Genomic DNA, 19,504 nt, shown 5'->3' on the forward strand with positions numbered 1-19,504 from the left:
CATTCAAAAAGAGCGATACCTACCATCGCTCTTTGGTTTAAGTTTCCTGATAAGGGTAGCCTAGATGATGATAGGCTTTAGCTGTGGCTACACGACCTGTACGAGTTCTTACGATAAATCCCTTTTGAATGAGGTAAGGCTCATACATGTCTTCAACAGTTTCGCGCTCTTCTGCGATATTGACCGAAAGCGTTCCTAAGCCAACTGGCCCTCCACCGTAAGTCTCAATCATGGTTCGTAAGATTTTCTGATCAACATAATCCAAACCTTCATGATCCACATCCAGCATGTTAAGAGCCTCATCGGCAATCTTATCCGTAATGACGCCATCCCCTTTAATCTGCGCAAAATCCCGCACTCGTTTCAGCAGACGGTTGGCAATACGTGGCGTTCCACGACTACGACGAGCCAGCTCAATAGCAGCCTCATGGGTAATTTCAGCCTCAAAAATCTCCGCTGTCCGCTCGACAATCTCAGTCAAATCAGCCAGCTCGTAGTACTCCATATGACCACTAATACCAAAGCGGGCGCGTAGCGGATTTGACAACATGCCTGCACGTGTCGTTGCCCCAATCAGGGTGAATGGTGGCAACTCCAAATGCACACTACGACTCGTCTCTCCTGAACCTATCATAATGTCAATGTAAAAGTCCTCCATAGCACTGTAAAGAACTTCCTCAACCGCCATAGGCATACGGTGAATCTCATCGATAAAGAGAACATCCCCAGGTTCCAAATCATTCAAAATCGCTACTAAATCCCCTGCTTTTTCTATAATAGGTCCAGAGGTCTGCTTAAGATTGACGCCTAATTCATTGGCAATGACAAAGGCCATGGTCGTTTTACCAAGACCAGGAGGCCCAAAAAGCAGGACGTGATCTAAAGCCTCATCACGTAACTTGGCTGCTTCTATAAAGATAGACAGTTGGTCCTTGACCTTATCCTGACCAATATACTCTCTAAAATATTGAGGACGTAAGGTACGCTCTGTGTACTCCTCATCTCCCATTGTTTCTGCATCTAAAAATCTAGTCATAGCAATATTTTATCACGGACGAGAGCAAAAAGAAAGCAGAGCATCTAATCATCCCCTGCACACATCCTATTATCCATTTTTCTTAACCAAATATATCCTAAAATTCTTAGACATGCGCCTCTTATCTCTAGCTCCCAAGTCGTAAGCCTGACTCCTATCCCAGACACTCACACCCGTTGATAAAGACTCCTTTTCCACGCAAAAGATCTCACGCGACTTTAAAATAATTATCTCCTCTCTTAAATCATCTGGCAACGAAAGCCAAACCAACTGCGGAACAAAAGTTTTATTTTCAATGATTAATTGCATAGTTATCTCCTTTATTTAAATTGATTTATTTAGTAGGGTAAGTCATTTTATAAATACTCCCACCAATTAAAATCTCCTGATCTTTGAGTCAAACGAACAAGAATTGGTAAAGCTAGTAGTAAAAAATATTGGATTTTTTTCATTGGTAAAATCTCCTTTAAGTAATTAATTTATTTACATTTATTATTCTAGTGTATGATAGAAAAAAACAACATGACAAAAATGTCATGTTGGCAAATAATAAAAATCTTACTCATCTCGTGTGTTCATTTCCCATTCCTCATCTAATCTTTTAGCTAGATAACTATCTTGTGTCATTTCCGCAAACATGGTAGCTTGGTGGTAATAGCTTTCAGCCTCTGATTTATCTTTCAAGTGATACAAACAATATTTCCAACGATACATGTAATATAAAGGCATTCTTTGGAAATCTTGACTTTTTATGATAAATGGGTGTAAATGAGTTAACAAAGCATCCAAGTCTACAAACTTATTCTGTCTTAAAAAAACTGAAGCAAGCATAAAATAAATTTTATTTAGAAAAAATAAATCCTCAGTGGGTAAATAATCCCCTTGTTTTAGCAACTTCTCTACAAAATAAGCATACGTCTCTTCACTATAAAGTATACCCTCTTGAGACTCTTTCCCACTAAACATGGTAGCAATCATACAAGTTAGATATAAATCAATCAGTGCTAAATCATTGATGGCATAGAACTTCTTCTTTTTAACTTGTTCAAAATAGTCATTCAGCACACCTAGACCAAAATTAACATCTCCGCTATTTACAACCTCAAACCGCGACTGTAGGATGTCGACCATGACTTGCTCTACTTCGGGTAGATGGTCATAATAGACGTTGAGAATTTCGTCAAATTGTTCTTCGCGCAGTTGTAGACGTTCCTCATCTGCATAGGTTGGAAGTCTTAAAATTTGATACTTCAGTTCTTTATAGCGTTTAGGCAACTCGAGATTCTCGCCATCTGTCAGACTCCCCACTGAAACCCCTAGCTTTTCTGAGATGTACTGTACCTTAGCTAGCGTCGGGAGGGACTGGCCACTTTCAATGCGCGCCAACTGACGAACCGAGAGTTCAATCTCATCACCACACAATTCTTCTCGAGTCAACCCTTTTTCTTGGCGTAGCCGCTGTACCTTTTCCCCAAACTCTTTTTTCATGAATTCCCCTTTTTAAAAATAGAGGATAATTATACTATTTTTAGTGTTTTCAGTCAAACAAGTAGAATTAAACACACGTCATCTCTAGGATGAATCCCACTTCCTAATCGTGCTGGGTCAGAACATTAAAATTCTATTTTTTATTTTTATACTTGTTGATATACCAAACAACCCCTCCTCGATTCTTCAAGAAGGGGACACCATTATTTAATGCCTAAAAATGTTTCAACGAAATACTGGAAGTAACTTTGCTTACCTGTGACAGCAACAAATTTCCCTTCCGTCCCATAGCGCAAGGCCAAGGTTTGCTCTTGAGATAAGCTTGTCTCTGCTTCAACCTTAAAAAAGCTTCCTGATTCTGTCTGTGTCGCAGAGCTTGCTATGCTTGTCACTTTAGAAGTTAGCATCACTTGCTCCTCACCACTCTGTGCTGAAAAGTGAATCTTATCTCCCTTAGATAGTCTTGAAATATCTTTGGACGAGACATAGGCTCGGATCTTGACTTTTCGAATCTGAGACAAATCTGGATAAACTTGGGCGATTACTGTCCCTTGAGGAATCATTGTTGCTCCCTCAACCTCATCATTTAGATGGACAATTCCTGTTTGCTGAGCATAGATCCTGGTCTTAGCAGTCAAATCTTCTTGCAAGGCCAAGGTTCCTTCCAAATCAGTTATTTGAGTCATTAAATTGGTCATTTCTTGACCAACACGAGTGAGATACTGAGCTTTTAGAGCTTCTGATTGGCTATCAAGAGTGTTGGTATAGGCTTGCCGAACTCCTGAACTAGCATACTGAACACGATTGGCTGCCAGCTGACCTTCAATCTGTGAGATGTGACGATCAATCTGCGATAAGGTTTCTTGCTTAAGCACTGACACGTCTATCCCGTTGTTTATCTGAGACTGGTAGTTTTCATAAATCGCGTAACCAGCGTTGCTATCAGCTACTCTTGTTCCAGACTGAATAGCCGTTTTCAGTGATTTGAAATCTGAAAGGGTTATTTCTGCCTCTTTAATCAAATGGTCAATTTCCGCCTGCGATTGGCTAGCCGCAGCATTTTGTGAAGCAATGGTGGCATTTTGCTGTTCAATTCCACCTTTTAACGTTTCCAATTGCTGGCGATACTCTGTAAACATCTGTGAATAGCCATATTGATCATCTTGAGCAAACTGATTGTGATTCGTCTCTAGACTAGTCTTCAAAAGCTCAAGCTGAGCTAATTGTGTTTTCAACTCTAACACTTTCTTCTCGGTTGTTGCTTTCTGAACTTGCTCACTATTAGATTGGTATTCAACTAAGATATCCCCTTGTGAAATCTTCTGATTTTCTGACAAATGATTTCCTAAAATAGGATTATTGCTAGTTGATTGGATTTGGGCTAGTACTTGCACAGGTTCAACCGTTGCTCTGGTTGAAATGGTGATTTCTCGCTGTCCAAAACAGGAAAAAGCAATGCAAAAGACCATTAAAAGAAGGACTGGCACGACAACTCTACTGGCTGCATTATGATAGCGCCTGTGGTAAAATTCTGCACTTTCCAAGAGATGGTGTTCCATATATTCTCCTAACTATTGACTAACTGGGCATAAAAACCTTGCTTCTCTAGCAAGTCACGATGACTGCCTTGTTCCACAATTTTTCCTTTATCCAAGACAACAACCTCTTCTGTCCGCTCTGCAATGGTGAGACGATGAGCAATAAAAATCAATGTTTTATCCAAAGTCATTAGGTGATCAATGATTTTTTTCTCCGTTAAAATGTCCAAACTGCTCGTTGCTTCATCTAAGATCATCACGGGGGCATCCGTTAGAAGGGCGCGTGCCAAGGCGATGCGCTGGCGCTGACCACCAGAAATACCTGAACCATCCGAAGTTAGCTCGGTTTGATAATTAAGAGGCATTTTCTCAATATCTTCTCTAATGCAGGCAATCTCGACCGCCCGCAAAACGTCTTCCTGGGTCGTGCCTTCTTTAGCGCCTAACAAGAGGTTGTCAAGAATAGTGCCGTTAAACACATAAGGCTGCTGTGGTAAGTAATTGATGTGTTGACGTAAAGCCTGCTTATCCATTTGAGTAATATCAACATTATTCAGGCTAATGTTGCCTTTGTAAGCATCAAAAAAGTTGACCAGCATTTTTGCCAAGGTTGTCTTCCCAGAGCCTGAGAGACCAACGAAAGATACTTTTGATCCCTTTTTGATGGTCAAGTTAATATCCGACAAAACATCCGCACCATAGCCATATCTGTAGCTAACCCCTTTAACATCAATGTCTCCTGAAACAAGAGATAAATCAGTAACAACCTTATTATCTGTAAATTCTGACTCGACGAGATACACTTCATTGAGTCGGTTATTGGCGACTTGAGCTGTTTGCCATTTGGTTTGGAGATTAATCATATTCTCTAACGGATTGGTAAAGTAAACTAACAAGGTGTTAAAGGTAATCAACTGCCCTAGCGTCATTTTATTATCCATGACAAGGTTTGCACCCAACCATAAAATGACGACATTTAACACTAATTGTGCCAAGCGCTTCAAAACTTTCTGCTGACTCTCCGCCCTATGATAAGCAAAAGATGTTTTCAGGTAATTGACAAATTCTTTATCGATTTTCTGATACCGTTGCTTTTCGCTCGTCAGTGATTTAATGGTTTCAATGCCATTGATATCTTCAATAATTGATGACGACAAGGTGGCATTGGTTTCCATCACGTCTTGATTTAAACGTTCAAAGGGTTTCATATAAGCCAAAATGATAACAGAGTAAATCGGTAAAGCCAGTAAAGCGATGGCAAATAAATAAAGATTTTGGCTAAACAAAACAACGGAAATAACCAACACAACAGATAAGTCTAAGAAAATCGAGAGAATGGTGCTTGCTAAGGCATCGATAATAGCATTAGCATCTGTAAAACGAGATACGATTTCCCCTGTACGTCGTGTGGCAAAAAAGGACATAGGCAATTGAAAAATATGCCTTATATAAGATAAAATCACATCAATAGACAAGCGCTGTCCAAGAATAAGCAACAGATACTCTTGAGCGTAGGATAAAACTTGCTGCAAGGTGTAAACGACAACTAAACCAATAGAAATGACCCCTAATGTTGTCTTCATCTGATGAGGAACATAAGTATCAATGATAGACTGTAGATAATAGGACCCCACAATATTAATCAGAGTCACTAAGAGAGTTGCCATGATGATATTGGCAATCAGCCCCTTTTGCTTGAGGAGCAAGGGGATAAATGACAACAGGCTCTGCTTCTTATCATTATGAGGCTTATAAGAAGGAGTAGGCGCCATAAAGAGCGCCACTCCTGTCCATTCCGCTTCAAACCGTTCACGCGACAGTTTCGTTCGGTTAACCTTTGGATCTGGATCAGCAATAGAGATGGATTCCTTATCTGCCCCAGTTACTACATAGTAATGTAAAAGCTTGCCTTCCTTCAGCACATGGGCGATAAATGGATAAGTCACATCAGCCAAGTCAAATAGCGTCATATCTGCTCGAATAGCACGTGTTTCTAGCCCTAATCCCTCAGCAACCTTGACCAATCCAAAAGCCGTTGTCCCTTCCGCTGTTGTCTTTGCCAGTTCACGAAGACTTGCTAAAGAATGGTGTGAACCATGATACTCTAACATCATTGCCAAAGCAGCAACACCACAATCTCTTGTGTCCACCTGAGCTCTATAATGCCGTTTTCCAAATGTCATAATCGTTCCCTTTTCCACCCGTTAAATTCTGAGAAAAAACCTCTCATCTAACTATTCGTAAAACTTGTCAAGATTAGTAAAAAACACATCATTTTTATCACTGATGTGCTTAATCCATATCAATAACTCTTGTTAGCAACAACAAAATCCATGCAAAATGATTGCTCACGACCTCTCACAGTCGCTCCCTGTCTTGGTAATATCATCTGTAGAGTAGGGCATCGTTTAATTTCCTATCGGTAGTGGAATCAAGTAGTTTCCCCTCATTCTATTGCAAACATCACGAGAAGACCACCTGTATGTCATGCCAGCATCATGCTTCACTATCATCTCAACCATCGCCTCTCTAAATCTTCAAGCATTACTTTTTACGACTACAACTGCTAATAAGTAAAGAGGCTCCTCCTGCAATAAGAACGGCTACGATAGGAGCAATTCCACCTCTGACCTCTATCAGTTCTGCCACAGTTAATGTCTTATCATTGACCTTCACATTTTTCATATCCATTCTCCTATTCTTCACAAAATCACTAAAACCATTAAGGCTAATACGACCAACTTTAATCGGTTCTTCATCTCTTTTTCCTTGTTATCTCCATTTTCTACCGCTACTGTCTTTGACTAGGTGTTGTAGCAGTTCATCACACTTTGAAGAGCCTAGTTAGTGGGTTATGCGATCAACTGATTCACTAGCATAATCGCCGATGAGACCAGACTAATTCCCGTAATCATGCCTAGAAAACATTTCACAAGTATTGACGATTTGGCATAAGATTCTGGAAAATAGACCAAAAACAAGATAATGCCACCAAACATCAACAGCAAACTCAAACTTAGCATATGTGTACCTACCATGTTAATTTTGCAACCTTATTCAAAGTGAAAATAGCACCTGAAGTCCCTGCAATACCAGATCCCACTCCCATAAAGAAGAAAATCACAGGCGCTACACCACCATCAACTTCCGACAGTTCAGCAATATCTAACACTTCAAACTGATCAATATACTTCATTATTTATCTCCTTTTACTTTTTAAACAGTGACCAAACTGCTGCTCCAACTGTCAGTACACCCCCAACCAGCAGACCTGCTGTAAAGGGGTCTACACCACCTTCAACAACCTTTAGTTCTTCACACGTTAAATCCGTAACATTTTCAATCTGTTTCATAATCATCCTCATTCCTTTAATATCATGGCTATGTTAGCCAATTTTAAGTTTTTAACAACATTTATCATTGAATCTCTAAAAAGCAATGATATACTTCAACAACTTCCAAAAAATCATGATTGTCTCCTTTCCTTCACCTACAGCCATCAAACAAACTACAGACCTACTGAAGTTTGTGATGCCTTCACCTATTTATTCGTAAGTAAACAAAAAAATTCTCTGGAAAATCCAAAGAATTTTGATTTTTTTATAATCCAAGTCGTTCAAAGATGTCATCAACCCGCTTAGCATAGTAGTCTGGGTTGAAGAGTTCGTCGATTTCTTCCTGGCTGAGCCTGGCTGTCACACGCTCATCCGCTTCGAGAAGGGGCTTGAAGTCCACTTGATTATCCCATGACTGTGCAGTTTTTGGTTGCACCAAATCATAGGCTTCCTCACGGGTCATGCCTTTTTCAATCAAACTGAGCATGACACGCTGGCTGTAAATCAAGCCAAAGGTTGACTCCATATTGCGTTTCATATTTTCAGGGAAGACCGTCAAGTTCTTGACGATATTCCCAAAACGATTGAGCATATAGTTGATGAGGATAGTCGTATCCGGCGTGATAATCCGCTCCGCTGACGAGTGGGAAATATCACGTTCGTGCCAGAGAGCCACATTCTCAAAAGCCGTCACCAAGTGACCACGCACCACGCGAGCCAGACCGGTCATATTTTCAGAGCCGATAGGGTTACGTTTATGGGGCATAGCAGAGCTGCCTTTTTGGCCTTTGGCGAAATACTCTTCGACTTCACGTTGTTCAGATTTTTGTAGCCCACGGATTTCTGTCGCCATACGCTCGATAGACGTTGCAATCAAGGCTAGGGCTGAGAAATATTCTGCGTGGAGGTCACGAGGAAGGACCTGGGTCGAAATTTCCTGCGGACGAATGCCCAATTTACCACAAACATACTCTTCCACAAATGGAGGAATGTTAGCAAAGTTTCCAACCGCTCCTGAAATTTTACCAGCCTCGACACCCTTGGCCGCTACATCGAAACGCTCCATGTTGCGTTTCATTTCGCTATACCAAGTCGCCAATTTCAGACCGAAGGTCGTTGGCTCCGCATGGACACCGTGGGTCCGCCCCATCATAATGGTGTACTTGTGTTCACGCGCCTTGTCGGCGATGATAGTGGTAAAGTTTTCAAGGTCGCGACGGATGATGTCGTTGGCCTGCTTGTAGAGGTAGCCGTAAGCCGTATCTACCACATCGGTCGAAGTCAGACCATAGTGGACCCACTTGCGTTCCTCACCAAGACTTTCCGAAACCGCACGCGTGAAGGCCACCACATCGTGACGGGTTTCCTCTTCAATCTCTAAAATGCGGTCGATGTCAAAAGTCGCCTTCTCACGAATCAAGGCCACATCTTCTTTGGGAATCTCACCCAACTCAGCCCAAGCCTCATCTGCGAGGATTTCCACCTCCAACCAAGCCTTGTACTTGTTCTCTTCACTCCAAATAGCCGCCATCTCAGGACGGGAATAACGTGGTATCATGGTTGCTTTCCTTTCACATCACGAATTTTTAAATAACTATCCCACATTTTTATAAAAACAAATGCAGTTCCCCATACTTCATACCCAAATTTCAAATTAGAGTCAACATATCTTCCAAACAATAAAAAGAATGCGAGATAAGCACTTTCAGCTATAAAATACCAATTTGCCGCAACAATCTTATTATTACAAGATAAATATATATATGGGGCGATTAAGAAAATGACCAACAATATCGCTGCCAATAAATCATTATCGTCAAGATTTAAATATTTGGTAAAAATCGCAGTGATGCAAATAATAACAATTGGATAAAGACCGTTAAACCAAATCCATAAAGCTGTCTTAAATTCTTTCATTTCTGTTTCCTTTCAAATTGAACATTTCTTTGTATTAACGATAAAAGTATGTGGAGTTTTGAGCAGACTCAATTTCCCCCTCCTTTGAATCTTTCGAAAATCCTAATTTGTTAAATCTTCACTCCTCCCCCAACACCGTCACATGCCCCATCTTGCGATTGTGCTTTGCTTCTAGTTTACCATAAAGGTGGAGGTGTGCGCTAGGGTTTTCTTGGACAAATGCTTGCGCGGCTGCCAGATCTTGTCCCAGAACGTTGAGCATGACTGCTGGAGATAACAGGCGGATAGGTGGCAGGGGCCGACCGAGAATGCCTAAAATGTGGGTATCAAACTGGGAAAAATCACAAGCTTCGATGGAATAATGTCCCGAATTATGCGGCCGAGGGGCGATTTCGTTGACCAGAATGTCCTGACCCGCCACAAACATTTCTACGCAGAGGGTGCCTGCCAAGTGGAGCTTGTCTGCGATTTGCAGAGCCATGGTTTTGGCTTTTTCAGCTAGTTCATCTGAAATACGGGCAGGCACGATAGTTTTGTAAAGAATATTATTGCGGTGGATATTTTCCTGCACAGGAAAGACGGTGTAGTCGGAGCCATTACCAGACACAAGGACGGAGATTTCCAGGTCGAAATTCACAAATTCTTCCAAAACACACTCGGCAGTATTTGCTAGCTGACTAGCCTCTACCAAGTCCGCCTCTTCTCGAATAACCTTCTGGCCATGTCCATCATAGCCCCCAGTGGCTGTCTTCAAAACGTAGTTTTTGCTGAGGTCCAGTCCTTCTAGGTCTAGGCTAGAGGTGACGACTTTGTAGGGGGCGACTTGCACGCCAGCTTTTTTTGCCAAAAAATCCTTCTCAAAAATGCGGTTCTGGGAAATGCGAAGGAGGTCTGTTCCCTGAGGGAGCTGGCCGTCTTTGATGACCGCGTCCAGTCCGTCGGCATCGACATTTTCAAACTCGTAGGTCAGGACATGGCACCGCTCCGCCAGCTGTTTGAGGGCCGCCACATCGTGATAGGGAGCGACGATGACCTCGCTAACCTTGGAGGCTGGGCAATCCGCCGCGGGATCCAGCGTGATCACCTTATGGCCCATGTAAATAGCCGAAATAGCCATCATCTGCCCCAGCTGACCGCCGCCGATAATTCCGATTGTCTTAGATGAGGTCATCTGTCATCGCCTCCGCAATTTTTTCCTGTTCCTTGGCAAAGTCTGCCAGCTGAGCCGCAATGGTTTGGTCTTCAATGGAGAGAATGCGGAGAGCTGTCAGGGCTGCGTTGGTGGCACCTGCTTCACCGATTGCCATAGTCGCAACAGGCACACCGCCTGGCATCTGCACGATAGAATAAAGGGAATCCAATCCGCTGAGAGCACGGGATTGGACTGGAACACCGATGACAGGCAGGGTTGTCTTAGCTGCCACCATACCCGGCAAATGAGCCGCACCACCTGCTCCTGCGATAATAACCTTGATACCACGGCCACGCGCTTCCTCGGCGTGACGGAACATGAGGTCTGGTGTGCGGTGGGCAGAGACTACTTTCTTTTCATAGGCTACGCCAAATTTGTCCAGCACATCGGCTGCTTTTTTCATGGTTTTCCAGTCGGAACTAGAGCCCATGATGATAGAAATTGGAATGTTCATACTTGTCTTTCCTTTTCTTTATCCCTTATTTTACGGCCTTGCTTCCAATATCTGTCCGATAAAAGAGGCCTGTCGTATCTTGATTTTTCAGCTCCGCGTAAATTTTTTCCTGGGCTTCTTGGACAGTGTCTGCTGTGGTGACTAGCATATAAACTCGACCGCCGTGAGATAGCAGTGCTCTGCTATTGTCCGCAAAACGAGCCCCTGCATAGTAGGTCGTGATGTCGCCCTTTGTCTTTTCTGGCAAGGTCACGCCTTTTTCGTAGTCCAGAGGGTAGCCGTTTGATGCCACGACTACGCCCAGCGTCACGCCACTATCCAGCCAAGTCAGCTGTGTCGGGCGTTTGTGGAGGATGTCGTCAATGTTCTGAGCAAAGTCAGAGGTCAGGCGAGGCAGGATAATCTGGGTTTCTGGGTCGCCAAAACGGGCGTTGAACTCGATGACCTTGGGACCTTGGTCGGTCAGAATCAAGCCAGCATAGAGCACACCTAGATAAGACCGTCCTTCCGCAATCATGCCGTCCAGAATGGGCTTGACAATGGTGTCAACCGCTGTATCCACCACGTTTTGAGGCAGGTGGGGAACAGGAGCGTAAGCCCCCATACCGCCCGTGTTGGGACCTTGGTCACCGTCAAAGGCACGCTTGTGGTCCTGAGCTGTCGGCAGAATGTAAAACTGGTCGCCATTGACCAGGGCAAAGAGGGAAAACTCCTCGCCCGCCAAGAACTCCTCGATGACCACGCGGGCACCCGAGTCACCGAACTTGTTGTCCAAGAGCATCTCCCGTGCCGCTTCGACCGCCTGCTCGACGGTTTCCGCCACGACCACACCCTTGCCCAGTGCCAATCCGTCCGCCTTGACCACGATTGGTGCACCCTGCTCTTCAATGTAGGCCTTGGCTTCTTCGAAGTTGGAAAATGTGCCAAAGGCTGCTGTTGGAATGCCGTATTTAACCATGATTTGTTTGGCAAAGTCTTTTGACCACTCCAGCTCCGCGGCTAAGCGACTGGGACCAAAAGCTTTTAGCCCCGCCTGTTCAAAATCATCAACGATTCCTGCTGCCAGAGCATCGTCAGGGCCAACAAATGTCCAGGCAATGTCATTTTCCTTAGCAAAGTTGATTAGAGCAGAATGTTCGGAAATCCCGATATTGACTAACTTGATACCATCTAAAGTCATTCCATCATTTCCAGGAGCAACAAAGACCTGTTCCACCTGTTCAGACTCTAACAATTTCTTTGCGATAGCATGTTCACGACCACCAGAACCAACGACCAAAAGTTTCATTTTTCACACCTCAAAAACGGATTTTCTATAAACAGTATATCAAAAACAGACGGATTTTGATAGAACGAATAGAAGAATGTTCGGGAATAAAAAGGCTCGTATCAAAATGATACAAGCTTTCTCATATGAATTTAAGAATACTGCGACGTCGTTAAATGACATCATTCAAGAAGCAATTTCTCTGTTTTTGGTTTTTACTTCTTCTACGGGAACAATAATAGAATCAGAATCAAACACCTCATTAATCTATATCATCAAAAAGCAAGACTTTACATCGCCTTTCAATAAATATCCTTCCGATGCCCAATCGCAAAAATTTCAATCACAATTTCTTCATCGTAGATATGGGCAAGAATACGGTAATTCCCTACTCTATAACGCCATTCTCCTGAGCGGTTTGCGGTCAACCCTTTACCATGTCGTCTGGGATCTGTTGTCTGATAAAGATTCTTTTTAATCCAAGACAAAATAGACTTTCTTGTAAACGCATCAAGTTTTCGAAGTTGTTTATCCGCTCTTGATGTCAGTACAACCTTGTACATCACATCCCGAATTCCTCAAATAAATCTTGGACCGGAATACGAGTACCATCATCTTCTGCCATAGCTTGTCGCAAGAGTGCTAAGTCATACTCATCTTCTATCTTTTCGAGCATGGATTGGCGTGCAAACTCTGAAATCGTTAAACCATGTAGAGCAATATACTTTTTAATTAATTCTCCATCTTGATCATCAATACGAAGTGTCATTGTAGCCATTCTATTTCTCCTTGAATACATTGTATTTCTTTTTATTATACACCTACTCCCCCTGCTTTGTCAAAGTCAAATCAACCTCTTTAATTGAGTTGTTGACTGTCTATTTATGAATACTTACCAAAGAATTTTTATCCAATTTTTTCTTTCCACTCCCTTTTCCCGAATAGGTTGTGTAGGAGGATTTATATGAAAAAATATTCGACACTTTTATTTTCAACCCTTGTCTTAGCTACAAGTGTAGCGACGCCTGTATCAGCCAATGAGCAGTCGGAACCTGTCACAAATGCTATTGAAATAACTACTGCCCAGACTGAACAGGCAGTTCTATCGCAAGGCGTGACCACGCAGCAAAATGGAGCAACCTTATCCATTTACTACAACCGCTCCGCCGACCAGCAGCAAAATCGCATCCAATACGCTATCTGGTCCAACGAAAACGGGCAGGATGATGTCCAATGGTTTACTGCAGGGCAAAGTCAAACGGACATTCCCACATCCCAACTTGGAAAATCCGGTCTTTATACTATTCATGCCTATATCGTTATCGATAACAAGCTGGTCTTTCTTGAAGAAACCAGTGTCACCCTAGCTCCTGTCAAGCCTAGCATCGTCAGCAGTATTTCGACACCGGGCTACCTGGATGTGCAGATTGACAATCTACCTAGCAGTGTTACCGAGGTCAGACTCCCAGTCTGGTCCCATACCAATGGGCAAGATGACATCATTTGGTACACCGCTACTGCTGTGGGAAATGGTCGTTACTCTTTGCGAGTGCCACTTAAGCACCACCAGTTCAACACCGGCTCCTACTCCATTCATCTCTATGCAAAAGAAAATGGCGCCAGTCAGGCAAGTATCACCGCATCGGCTGAGTTTGTCGTCCAAGCACAGCACATTCCTACATCAGCTGCTCCTGCCATTTCCATACAAAATCTCAACCAATTAAAAGGGAACTATCAGATTAAGGTACAGGAAACCGCTACTAGCAAAGCAATTAAGTCGGTTGAGATTGCCACCTGGTCCACCAGCAATCAAAGCAATATCAAATGGCGAACCGCTGCTTATAGCAAGGGAACTTATCTGAGCGATATCAGCTTTACTGAACACGCAAACCATACCGGTCATTACCAAAACCATGTCTATGTGACCTATACAGATGGCAGTCGCGTGGGCTATATTGCCCAAACCGTTGATTTGACAACCGCTCGACTACCGATTGCGACAACGATTGCCTTTCAAAAGACAGGGCTGTTCCAAGTAACTGCCCAAAATATCTACGATAGCGAAACGGTCACCTATGCCGTCTGGTCTGAAGAAAACGGACAAGACGACCTGGTTTGGTACACCGCTTCTAAATCCGCCTTACGCACCATCACAGGAAGCATTCCCTTGACCAACCACACAGGAACTGGCAAGTACAACCTCCATCTCTACCAAAACGGGAAAGGACTTGGAGCTTATAGTTTCCAAGTCACCACCAACCAACGTTATGTGGAAAATAATACCTATCCTATAGGACAATGTACTTGGGGTGCTAAAGAAGTTGCCCCTTGGGTTGGGAACTATTGGGGAAATGCAAACCTGTGGCTCATCTCCGCAAGAAATGCTGGTTTCAAAACAGGTACCACTCCACGTGTAGGAGCCATCGCTGTTTGGACAAGTGGTCCCTATGGACATGTGGCAGTCGTCACCGAGGTCAGTAGCACCACTCGTATCCGTGTCAAGGAAAGCAACTACGCCGGAAATCAAGTAGTTGGGGACTATCGTGGCTGGTTCAACCCAGTCGCGGACGGTGTCGTAGGCTATATCTATCCCAATTAAACCAAAAAACCTCGGCAAGTGCTGAGGTTTTCATCTGTATCAATGTCTAAAATGTCTAACACCCGTAAAGACCATGGTCAAGCCGTATTTGTTGGCCATGTCAATGGAGTCTTGGTCACGGACAGAACCACCTGGCTGGATGATAGCCTTGATACCTGCCGCTGCGATTTCTTCCACGTTATCTGCAAATGGGAAGAAGGCATCTGACGCCAAAACAGCTCCCTCCAAACGATCTTTGGCTTGCTCGATAGCAATACGGACGGATGCTACACGGTTGGTTTGCCCCGGTCCCACGCCCAAGGTCATCTTGTCATTGGTGATGATGATGCCGTTGGACTTGACATACTTGGAGGACTTCCAGGCGAACTCCATAGCCGCCCACTCTTGCTCGGACGGTTGACGCTCGGTCACCACCTGCCAGTCCGCTGGGCTTTCCACCACCACGTCCTGATCCTGCACCAAGAGTCCGCCGACAACGCCTGTGAACTCTTTTTCCACTTCGCTGGCATCCTGTGCGTCAAAAGCCAATTCTAAAATCCGAAGATTTTTCTTTTTATTGGTCAAAATAGCTAACGCTTCTGCCGAGTAGCACGGTGCGATGATGATTTCTAAGAAAATCGGGTGCATCTTTTCAGCCGTCGCAGCATCCACTTCCCTGTTCAGCACGACAATGCCTCCGAAAATCGATACTGGGTCAGCCTCATAGGCATAATCCCAAGCCTGCTCAATAGTCTCTGCCTGCCCGATACCACAAGGGTTCATGTGTTTGAGTGCTACAACAGTTGGACGGTTCTTGAAATCACGAATAATCCGGATAGCCGCATCCGCATCCCGAATGTTGTTGAAGGACAACTCCTTACCGTTTAGCTGTTTAGCTGCTGCAATAGAATAGGCTGTCGGAAGGGCGTTTTGGTAGAAATCCGCATTCTGTTGAGGATTTTCTCCGTAACGCATGGGCTGATTGAGGTCGTAGGTAATGGTGAGTTTTTCAGGCTTATCTTCGCCGACTTGCTTGGTAAAGTAGTCTGCAATAAGAGCATCGTAGGCTGCGGTGTGTCTGAAAACCTTGGCTGCCAATCGCTGACGCGTTGAGTAGGCCGTCTGACCCTGCTTCTCTATTTCCCCTAAAACCGTCGGATAATCCGCTGGATCCACCACAACGGTCACGCTGGCGTGGTTTTTGGCTGCTGAACGAAGCATGGACGGACCGCCGATGTCGATGTTCTCCACCGCCAAGTCGTAGGTCACATCTGGACGCAAAATGGTCTCTTTGAAGGGATAGAGGTTGACCACCACCAAGTCAATCAAGCCGATTTCATGGTCCTTGGCTGCTTGCAAGTGGCTGTCCAAATCCCGACGAGCCAGCAAGCCCCCATGGATTTTGGGATGTAGGGTCTTGACACGGCCGTCCATCATCTCAGGAAAACCAGTCACATCGTCAATGGCGATGGTAGTTACACCAGCCTGATCCAAGGCAGCCTTGGTACCTCCTGTCGAGATGATTTCCCAACCAAGCTTGGTCAATTCTTGGGCAAATTCTACAATACCATTTTTATCTGATACGCTAATTAACGCACGTTTTGTCATGATTTCTCCTTATTTTTTCACTGCCCCCAACTCCTCCAAGACTGCTGGATAAAGTTGGTACTCCGCTTCATGTATTCTTGCTTCAAAGGTTTCCAGAGTGTCATCGGCCAATCTTGGTACTCGGATTTGTTTGATAATTTGTCCTGTGTCAATGCCGCTGTCAACCCAGTGGACTGTCACGCCACTTTCTGCCACGCCTACCTGCCAGGCGTCTTCAATCCCATGGGCTCCTGGAAATTCAGGCAAGTAGGCTGGGTGGATATTGATGATACGACCTTCGTACTGAGCCAACAGGGTTGGTCCCACAATCTTCATATAGCCGGCCAAGACCACCAAGTCAATCTGGTGCTGTTCTAAGAGTTGGATGAGTTTTTTTTCGTAAGCCCGCTTATCGGCAAACTCTTTTAGTTCAAATGTAAAGGCTGGCACACCTAGTTTTTCAGCTCGTTCCAAGACATAGGCATTTCTACGGTCTGAAAAGACAAAGGTTACTTCAAACTGCTCTGCGATGACTTGGAAATTGGAGCCGTTGCCTGATGCAAACACTGCTATTCGTTTCATTTGATGACCACACTCTTGTCTTCCTTCGCAATGATGCGACCAATGGTGTAAACTTCCTCGTCAACTAGTTGACAGAAACTGTCAACCTTGTCTGGACTGACAGCCAATACCATGCCGATACCCATATTGAAGATTTCAAACATTTCTTCATGTTTGATTTGGCCGTATTTTTCAAGGGCTGTAAAAATTGGAAGGATTGGAATCTTATCTTCCTCAATCTCAGCTGCAAGATTATCAGCAAACATACGGGGAATATTTTCAATGAAACCGCCGCCTGTGATATGGGCAATGCCGTTGACCAGCCCTGCTTTTACCAGAGGCAACACCTGCTGGACATAGATACGGGTCGGCTCTAAGAGGACATCCTTTAGAGCTCTGCCATTGAGCTCTGGCAACAGAGCGTCGCCAGCAACATCCGCAAAAACGCGTCGGACAAGGGAATAGCCGTTGGAGTGGATGCCGCTTGAGGCCAAGCCGAGGAGAATGTCGCCCTCCTGGACCTTACTGCCATCAATAATCTGAGACTTCTCCGCAATACCGACGGCAAAGCCAGCCAGGTCATAGTCATCCTCGCCGTACATACCAGGCATTTCGGCTGTTTCACCGCCAATCAAGCCGCAACCAGCCTGCACACAGCCTTCCGCAACACCTGCAACCACCTGCTCCAGCTTGGCTGGCTCATTTTTTCCAGTCGCTATATAGTCGAGGAAGTAAAGCGGCTCTGCACCTGCTGCGATAATGTCGTTGACACACATGGCCACGCAATCCTGACCAATGGTGTCGTGCTTGTCATACTGGATAGCCAGCATGAGCTTGGTGCCGACACCGTCTGTCCCAGATACCAAGACTGGCTCTTTGACATCCAGTTTGGTCAGGTCAAACATACCACCAAAGCCACCAAGGGCTCCCATAACGCCCAAGCGTTCTGTTCGAGCTACGTGTTTCTTGATGCGTTCAACCACTTCGTAGCCAGCTTCGACGTCAACGCCCGATTGGGCGTAGGCATTTTTATTTGTCATTTTAATTCCTTTCAACAGTTTACAAGTCTGTCAAGTAGCGTTGACACCTCTGTCATTTACTTGACATTTTCAATATAGAAACTCGTTTTCTCTTCTAGGCTGCGGAGGTACTCTTCCTCGTAATCGTAAAGAGGGGTTGGAAATTCGCCGTCAAAGTAGGCCACACAGAGTCCACCTTTTGGAGCATCGGTGTCGATACCAATGGCCTCAATCATACCTTCAAGAGAGAGGTAGGTCAGACTGTCAGCTCCGATAATCTCACAGACCTCATCAACTGTGTGATTGGCTGAAATCAATTCTCGACGGGTCTGAATGTCAATCCCGTAAAAACATGGATACTTAAGTTCTGGGCTACCAATAGCCACATGGACTTCTGCTGCTCCTGCTTCCCGCAAGAGCTGAACAATGCGACGACTGGTTGTTCCTCGAACGATGGAGTCATCAACCATGACCACACGTTTTCCCTTTACAATACTTGACACGGCTGACAACTTCATGCGGACGCCTTGTTCGCGGAGCTCCTGCGTCGGTTGGATAAAGGTCCGCTGGGTGTATTGATTTTTTATCAGCCCCATTTCATTGGGTAGACCGGATTCCTCAGAGAATCCGCTGGCTGCGGAGAGGGAGGAGTTTGGCACACCGACGACAATGTCTGCTTCAAGTTTGAACTCCTGGGCCAAACGACGGCCCATGTTTTTACGTGCCGTATGGACATTGACACCATGGATAACCGAATCTGGTCGAGCAAAATAGACATATTCCATAGAACAAACTGCTAGCTGCGTGTCATTCGTATAGGTGTCGTAATGAACCCCCGAGTCATCGATAATCGCTAGTTCACCAGGCAGGACATCACGAACCCACTCGGCTCCTACGACTTCAAATGCACAGGTTTCACTGGCAACCACCCAAGCTCCGTTTTTCATTTTACCTATTGAAAGCGGACGGAAACCATTTGGGTCCAATGCTGCAACCAATTTGTCTTCCAGCATAATCAAGTAGGCAAATCCACCCTTAACAGTATTGAGGGCTTCCTTGATTTTCCCTATGAAATCTGGGTTGTGACTGCGACGAATCAGGTGCATCAAAATCTCAGTATCAGAGGAACTTGAAAAGATAGAGCCATTCTTTTCCAATTCTGCCCTCAGACTGACAGCGTTAGTCAGATTACCATTATGTGCCAACCCTACCTGCATATCTGAGAAATCAAAGAGAAAAGGCTGGATATTGTTGATAGAAGCAGAACCTGAGGTCGCATAGCGAACATGACCGATGGCTGCATTTCCTGTCAGAGCCTCCAAATCCGCTGGATTTTTAAAAACTTCTGCAATCAAGCCTGTGTTCCGATGGCGACGCAGGAAACCAGCATCATTTGCTAAAATTCCTGCTCCTTCTTGCCCTCGGTGCTGCAAACTGTGGAGGCCAAAATAGGTCACCTGAGCAGCCTGCGGATGTCCCCAAATGCCGAAAACACCACATTCTTCATTGAGTGATTTAACTTCATATGTCAT

21 protein-coding genes are annotated in these 19,504 nt (G+C 44.6%); 1 reads left to right on the forward strand and 20 read right to left on the reverse strand.

Annotated features, from left to right (window positions below; translation table 11 throughout):
* Nucleotides 1-37: 37 nt before the first annotated feature.
* The 16 genes from ruvB to relB form a co-directional block, all read right to left on the reverse strand.
* Complete coding sequence (gene ruvB, locus G575_RS0107850; protein ID WP_027972249.1) at nucleotides 38-1,036, reverse strand: Holliday junction branch migration DNA helicase RuvB; 999 nt, start codon at nucleotides 1,034-1,036, stop codon at nucleotides 38-40.
* Between the two features lie 69 nt (nucleotides 1,037-1,105).
* Nucleotides 1,106-1,345: a hypothetical protein gene (locus tag G575_RS0107855; protein WP_027972250.1), complete on the reverse strand. Its 240-nt coding sequence runs from the start codon at nucleotides 1,343-1,345 to the stop codon at nucleotides 1,106-1,108.
* Nucleotides 1,346-1,594: 249 nt separating this feature from the next.
* Nucleotides 1,595-2,524, reverse strand: a complete 930-nt coding sequence (locus tag G575_RS0107865) for a helix-turn-helix domain-containing protein (protein WP_027972251.1) — start codon at nucleotides 2,522-2,524, stop codon at nucleotides 1,595-1,597.
* A 203-nt stretch (nucleotides 2,525-2,727) separates the two neighbouring features.
* Nucleotides 2,728-4,083, reverse strand: coding sequence for a bacteriocin secretion accessory protein (locus G575_RS0107870; RefSeq protein ID WP_027972252.1), 1,356 nt, complete (start codon nucleotides 4,081-4,083; stop codon nucleotides 2,728-2,730).
* Between the two features lie 8 nt (nucleotides 4,084-4,091).
* Entirely contained in the window at nucleotides 4,092-6,245 is a 2,154-nt protein-coding gene (gene comA / locus G575_RS0107875; protein WP_027972253.1) for a peptide cleavage/export ABC transporter ComA, read from the reverse strand.
* Nucleotides 6,246-6,606: 361 nt separating this feature from the next.
* Nucleotides 6,607-6,747, reverse strand: coding sequence for a class IIb bacteriocin, lactobin A/cerein 7B family (locus tag G575_RS12190; RefSeq protein WP_169365909.1), 141 nt, complete (start codon nucleotides 6,745-6,747; stop codon nucleotides 6,607-6,609).
* A 167-nt stretch (nucleotides 6,748-6,914) separates the two neighbouring features.
* On the reverse strand, nucleotides 6,915-7,085 hold the full coding sequence (locus G575_RS12195; protein ID WP_156874737.1) for a hypothetical protein: 171 nt from the start codon (nucleotides 7,083-7,085) through the stop codon (nucleotides 6,915-6,917).
* A gap of 8 nt (nucleotides 7,086-7,093) precedes the next feature.
* The gene (locus tag G575_RS11955; RefSeq protein WP_083958887.1) at nucleotides 7,094-7,258 is read right to left on the reverse strand and encodes a class IIb bacteriocin, lactobin A/cerein 7B family; all 165 of its coding nucleotides are present in this window, start codon (nucleotides 7,256-7,258) and stop codon (nucleotides 7,094-7,096) included.
* A gap of 13 nt (nucleotides 7,259-7,271) precedes the next feature.
* Nucleotides 7,272-7,421, reverse strand: a complete 150-nt coding sequence (locus G575_RS12200) for a hypothetical protein (protein ID WP_156874738.1) — start codon at nucleotides 7,419-7,421, stop codon at nucleotides 7,272-7,274.
* 241 nt (nucleotides 7,422-7,662) lie between these two features.
* Nucleotides 7,663-8,955, reverse strand: a complete 1,293-nt coding sequence (gene purB, locus G575_RS0107895) for an adenylosuccinate lyase (protein WP_027972254.1) — start codon at nucleotides 8,953-8,955, stop codon at nucleotides 7,663-7,665.
* Nucleotides 8,952-9,314 carry a hypothetical protein gene (locus G575_RS0107900; RefSeq protein ID WP_027972255.1) on the reverse strand — a complete coding sequence of 121 codons (363 nt, stop codon included), beginning with the start codon at nucleotides 9,312-9,314 and terminating at the stop codon, nucleotides 8,952-8,954. Before G575_RS0107900 ends, purB begins: the two co-directional genes overlap by 4 nt.
* Nucleotides 9,315-9,432: 118 nt before the next feature.
* A complete protein-coding gene (gene purK / locus G575_RS0107905) occupies nucleotides 9,433-10,485 on the reverse strand; it encodes a 5-(carboxyamino)imidazole ribonucleotide synthase (RefSeq protein WP_027972256.1) in 1,053 nt (350 codons plus the stop codon).
* Nucleotides 10,472-10,960: a 5-(carboxyamino)imidazole ribonucleotide mutase gene (gene purE / locus G575_RS0107910; protein WP_027972257.1), complete on the reverse strand. Its 489-nt coding sequence runs from the start codon at nucleotides 10,958-10,960 to the stop codon at nucleotides 10,472-10,474. Before purE ends, purK begins: the two co-directional genes overlap by 14 nt.
* Before the next feature lie 25 nt (nucleotides 10,961-10,985).
* Nucleotides 10,986-12,248 carry a phosphoribosylamine--glycine ligase gene (purD, locus tag G575_RS0107915; protein WP_027972258.1) on the reverse strand — a complete coding sequence of 421 codons (1,263 nt, stop codon included), beginning with the start codon at nucleotides 12,246-12,248 and terminating at the stop codon, nucleotides 10,986-10,988.
* Nucleotides 12,249-12,529: 281 nt separating this feature from the next.
* Nucleotides 12,530-12,793 (reverse strand): type II toxin-antitoxin system RelE family toxin, encoded by a 264-nt coding sequence (locus tag G575_RS0107920; RefSeq protein WP_027972259.1) that lies wholly within the window; start codon nucleotides 12,791-12,793, stop codon nucleotides 12,530-12,532.
* Nucleotides 12,790-13,005, reverse strand: coding sequence for a type II toxin-antitoxin system RelB family antitoxin (gene relB, locus G575_RS0107925; RefSeq protein ID WP_027972260.1), 216 nt, complete (start codon nucleotides 13,003-13,005; stop codon nucleotides 12,790-12,792). The genes G575_RS0107920 and relB overlap by 4 nt, the downstream gene beginning before the upstream one ends.
* 186 nt (nucleotides 13,006-13,191) lie before the next feature.
* Here relB and G575_RS0107930 point away from each other — a divergent pair, with 186 nt between their 5' ends.
* Nucleotides 13,192-14,826 carry a GBS Bsp-like repeat-containing protein gene (locus G575_RS0107930; RefSeq protein ID WP_027972261.1) on the forward strand — a complete coding sequence of 545 codons (1,635 nt, stop codon included), beginning with the start codon at nucleotides 13,192-13,194 and terminating at the stop codon, nucleotides 14,824-14,826.
* 39 nt (nucleotides 14,827-14,865) lie between these two features.
* Here G575_RS0107930 and purH read toward each other — a convergent pair whose 3' ends face one another.
* Genes purH through purF form a run of 4 tightly spaced genes read right to left on the reverse strand, consistent with a single transcriptional unit; the run spans nucleotide 14,866 to nucleotide 19,504 of the window.
* A complete protein-coding gene (gene purH, locus G575_RS0107935; RefSeq protein WP_027972262.1) occupies nucleotides 14,866-16,413 on the reverse strand; it encodes a bifunctional phosphoribosylaminoimidazolecarboxamide formyltransferase/IMP cyclohydrolase in 1,548 nt (515 codons plus the stop codon).
* A gap of 9 nt (nucleotides 16,414-16,422) precedes the next feature.
* Nucleotides 16,423-16,974: a phosphoribosylglycinamide formyltransferase gene (purN, locus tag G575_RS12385; RefSeq protein ID WP_027972263.1), complete on the reverse strand. Its 552-nt coding sequence runs from the start codon at nucleotides 16,972-16,974 to the stop codon at nucleotides 16,423-16,425.
* Nucleotides 16,971-17,993: a phosphoribosylformylglycinamidine cyclo-ligase gene (purM, locus tag G575_RS0107945; RefSeq protein WP_027972264.1), complete on the reverse strand. Its 1,023-nt coding sequence runs from the start codon at nucleotides 17,991-17,993 to the stop codon at nucleotides 16,971-16,973. Before purM ends, purN begins: the two co-directional genes overlap by 4 nt.
* 56 nt (nucleotides 17,994-18,049) lie before the next feature.
* Nucleotides 18,050-19,504, reverse strand: a complete 1,455-nt coding sequence (purF, locus tag G575_RS0107950) for an amidophosphoribosyltransferase (protein ID WP_027972265.1) — start codon at nucleotides 19,502-19,504, stop codon at nucleotides 18,050-18,052.

Source organism: Streptococcus plurextorum DSM 22810, assembly GCF_000423745.1.
GTDB lineage: Bacteria > Bacillota > Bacilli > Lactobacillales > Streptococcaceae > Streptococcus > Streptococcus plurextorum.